Genomic DNA, 3,565 nt, shown 5'->3' with positions numbered 1-3,565 from the left:
ACACAGAAGAGCTTGGTGCCGGTGTTATTGGGACGGCCAAAACCCGCGAACCAGGCCGCGCCGCGACGCAGGATCGTGCCGGCGACGGCGATGCTCTCGACGTTGTTGACCGTGGTCGGCATGCCGTAGAGGCCCGCGCCGGCCGGGAACGGCGGCTTCAGGCGCGGTTGGCCCTTCTTGCCTTCCAGGCTTTCCAGCAGGGCGGTCTCTTCGCCGCAGATATAGGCGCCGGCGCCGTGGTGGACATAGATCTCGAAGTCCCAGCCATGGACGTTGTTCTTGCCCACCAGCTTGGCCTCGTAGGCCTGTTTGATGGCGGCCTCGAGCACTTCGCGCTCACGGACATATTCGCCGCGAATATAGATGTAGCAGGCGTGGGCCAGCATGGCGCGCGAGGCGATCAGGCAGCCTTCGATCAGGAGGTGCGGGTCATGCCGCATGATCTCCCGGTCCTTGCAGGTGCCCGGCTCGGATTCGTCGGCGTTGACGACTAGGTAGTGCGGACGACCGTCCTTCACTTCCTTGGGCATGAACGACCACTTCAGGCCTGTGCCGAAGCCCGCCCCGCCCCGGCCGCGCAGGCCGGAGTTCTTCATGTTGTCGATGATCCAGTCGCGACCCGCGTCCAGGATGTCCTTGGTGCCATTCCAGCAGCCGCGCTTCTTCGCGCCTTCAAGGCCCCAATCGTGGAGACCGTAAAGGTTCGTGAAAATGCGGTCCTTGTCTTCGAGGATACCGACCATGACTCAGCTTTGCGGATCGAAAGGATGGGCGCGGACATAGCGCGTCCGACGGATGATGACATAGGCGAAAAGCATCCAACCGGCGCCAATCGTCAGAAGACCGGCCGTCGCGACCCAATCGGGAGCCGCGGCGACCATACGGCCGAAGATCAAGGTCAGGGCCCCGACCAGACAGGCGACAAACCCGGCCACATGCTGCGGCTTGTACAGCGCGCGAACCCTGTCGCGATAGGCCTGGCGGGCCTCGAGGTCTGGCGAGACCGCTGACATCAGGCGGCGGGCTCCTTGGCGGCCTTCTTGGGCTTCTCGGGCAGGTTCGGGATCTTGATCTTCTTGGCCAGCGAGCCGTCGTAAAGCTGGGGGTCGATCAGGGTCTTGATCGAATCCTTGGGCTCGGAGGCCTTACGACCCTCGTAGCTGCCCGGCTGCGGCGCCTTGCCGGCGGCGAAGTCGTCAAGGATCTGGCCCAGGCTCTCCGGGGTCAGGTCCTCGTAGTAATAGTCATTGATCGCGGCCATGGGCGCGTTGCAGCAGGCGCCGAGGCATTCGACCTCTTCCCAGCTGAACTTGCCGTCGGCCGACACCGTGTGGGCGGGACCGATCTTGGCCTTCAGCACGGCCTTGAGGTCCAGCGCGCCGCGCAGCTGGCACGGCGTGGTGCCGCACAGCTGGACGAAGGCGACCTTACCGACCGGCTCCAGCTGGAACATCACATAGAAGGTCGCGACCTCGAGCACCCGGATGACCGGCATAGCCAACTGGGTGGCGATCTCGCGGATCGCGGGCTCGGAGATCCAGCCCTCCTGCTTCTGGGCCAGCCAGAGCATCGGGATCACGGCCGACTGCTTGCGCTCGGCGGGATATTTGGCTTTCCACCAGTCGGCCTTGGCCTGGCTGTCCGCCGAGAAGGCGAAGCTGGCCGGCTGTTCCTTGGCGAGACGACGAACGGACATGCGTCAGGCTTTCACGAAATCGATGCGGGCGATCTTGTCGCCGGCGAAGGTGTAGATGGCGGCCACCTCGAAAGGCGTCGCGTCGGGCGAGCGGAAGACCCGCTCGTGGTCGATCACCGTCTTGCCGATCACCACGCGCGAGAGCAGTTCGGCGCGGTTCTGTGGAAACTGGCCAAACAGGCCGACGTGGCGTTCCCGGAAGGCCGCGACGCCGTGCAGGTTCGGTTCGGCGTTCAGGTCGGCGACGATCATGTCGTCGGCGAAATGCCGGCACAGGGCGTCAACGTCCTGAGCGTTGTAGGCGTCCAACTGGGCTTGGGCGACAGCGCCGAGGTTCATCGGTCGATCTCCCCGAACACGATGTCCAGCGAGCCGAGGATGGCCGAGACGTCGGCCAGCATGTGGCCGCGGTTCATCCAGTCCATAGCGGCCAGGTGCGGGAAGCCCGGCGCTCGGATCTTGCATCGATAGGGCTTGTTGGTGCCGTCGGAGACCACGAACACCCCGAACTCGCCCTTGGGGGCCTCGACGCAGGCATAGACCTCGCCCGGCGGGGTGCGGAAGCCTTCGGTATAGAGCTTGAAATGGTGGATCAGGGCTTCCATCGACCGCTTCATCTCGGCGCGACGCGGCGGGGCGACCTTGTTGTCCTCGGTCAGCACCGGTCCGCGGGTCTTGCGCAGCATGTCGCAGGCCTGGCGGATGATCTTCGTCGACTCGCGCATTTCCTGCATGCGGCACAGATAGCGATCGTAGCAGTCGCCGTTCTTGCCCAGCGGAATGTCGAACTCGAACTCGTTGTAGTTCTCGTAGGGCTGGTTGCGGCGCAGGTCCCAGGCAATGCCGGAGCCGCGCACCATCACGCCGCTGAAACCCCACTCGATCGCCTGCTCGCGCGACACAACGCCGATGTCGACATTGCGCTGCTTGAAGATGCGGTTGCCGGTGATCAGGGTCTCGATGTCGTCGCAGATCTTCGGGAAGGCCTTGGCCCAGGTGTCGATGTCCTCGACCAGGGCGTCGGGCAGGTCCTGGTGGACGCCGCCGGGCCGGAAATAGTTGGAGTGCAGGCGCGCGCCGCAGGCCCGCTCATAGAACACCATCAGCTTTTCGCGTTCCTCGAAGCCCCAGAGCGGCGGCGTCAGGGCGCCGACGTCCATGGCCTGGGTCGTCACGTTCAGCAGGTGGCTGAGGATGCGGCCGATTTCCGAATAGAGCACCCGGATGATCTGGCCGCGAACCGGAACCTCGACGCCCAGCAGCTTCTCGATGGCCAGGCAGAAGGCATGCTCCTGGTTCATCGGCGCCACATAGTCGAGGCGGTCGAAATAGGGGATGTTCTGGAGGTAGGTACGGGCCTCCATCAGCTTTTCGGTGCCGCGATGCAGCAGGCCGATGTGGGGGTCGACGCGCTCGACGACCTCGCCGTCCAGCTCAAGCACCAGGCGCAGCACGCCGTGGGCGGCCGGATGCTGGGGACCGAAGTTGATGTTGAACTTCCGGACGGGAGTCTCCGGAATCGCGGGGACTGAGGCCGCGTCGGAAATGACAGTGATCGCCGTTTCGCCGCTCATGGCTACTGGCCTTCCTTACGCTGCTCGATGCTGAGCGAAACCAGCAGTCCCGCCGTCAGCAGGACCGCGCCCAGCACGGTGATGATGGTGGTTGCGATGTCCCAGGACTGGGCGATCGCCGCCTGGGACAAAGGCAGGGCTAGAAGCACCGAAGCAGCCCCGAGCAGCGCGCTGCGCAGCTCGGCCACTTCCATGCGTCGCAGGCCGGCGCCGACCGCCAGGGTCATGACCGCGATCATGATCGCGATCCCCAGGCCCTTGTTCTGTTCGGTCGAGATGACCGGCGCCCGCGTGA

Annotated in this window: 6 protein-coding genes; all 6 read right to left on the bottom strand. The window is 64.9% G+C overall.

Going from position 1 to position 3,565, the window contains the following annotated elements:
* Nucleotides 1–743: NADH-quinone oxidoreductase subunit NuoF (gene nuoF / locus CSW58_RS11980; protein ID WP_099447438.1), on the bottom strand; the 743-nt coding region annotated here is incomplete at its 3' end.
* Nucleotides 744–746: 3 nt separating this feature from the next.
* Complete coding sequence (locus CSW58_RS11975; protein ID WP_099447437.1) at nt 747–1,013, bottom strand: hypothetical protein; 267 nt, start codon at nt 1,011–1,013, stop codon at nt 747–749.
* A complete protein-coding gene (nuoE, locus tag CSW58_RS11970) occupies nt 1,013–1,696 on the bottom strand; it encodes an NADH-quinone oxidoreductase subunit NuoE (RefSeq protein ID WP_099447436.1) in 684 nt (227 codons plus the stop codon). The genes CSW58_RS11975 and nuoE overlap by 1 nt, the downstream gene beginning before the upstream one ends.
* Before the next feature lie 3 nt (nt 1,697–1,699).
* Nucleotides 1,700–2,035, bottom strand: coding sequence for a nuclear transport factor 2 family protein (locus CSW58_RS11965; RefSeq protein ID WP_099447435.1), 336 nt, complete (start codon nt 2,033–2,035; stop codon nt 1,700–1,702).
* Nucleotides 2,032–3,270: an NADH-quinone oxidoreductase subunit D gene (locus CSW58_RS11960; protein ID WP_099447434.1), complete on the bottom strand. Its 1,239-nt coding sequence runs from the start codon at nt 3,268–3,270 to the stop codon at nt 2,032–2,034. The genes CSW58_RS11965 and CSW58_RS11960 overlap by 4 nt, the downstream gene beginning before the upstream one ends.
* A 2-nt stretch (nt 3,271–3,272) precedes the next feature.
* On the bottom strand, nt 3,273–3,565 hold a 293-nt coding region (locus CSW58_RS11955; protein ID WP_099447433.1), incomplete at its 5' end, for a hypothetical protein.

Origin of the sequence: Caulobacter sp. B11, assembly GCF_002737765.1 — a bacterium.
Lineage (GTDB): Bacteria > Pseudomonadota > Alphaproteobacteria > Caulobacterales > Caulobacteraceae > Caulobacter.
This window is presented reverse-complemented; position numbering and strand designations above follow the sequence as displayed.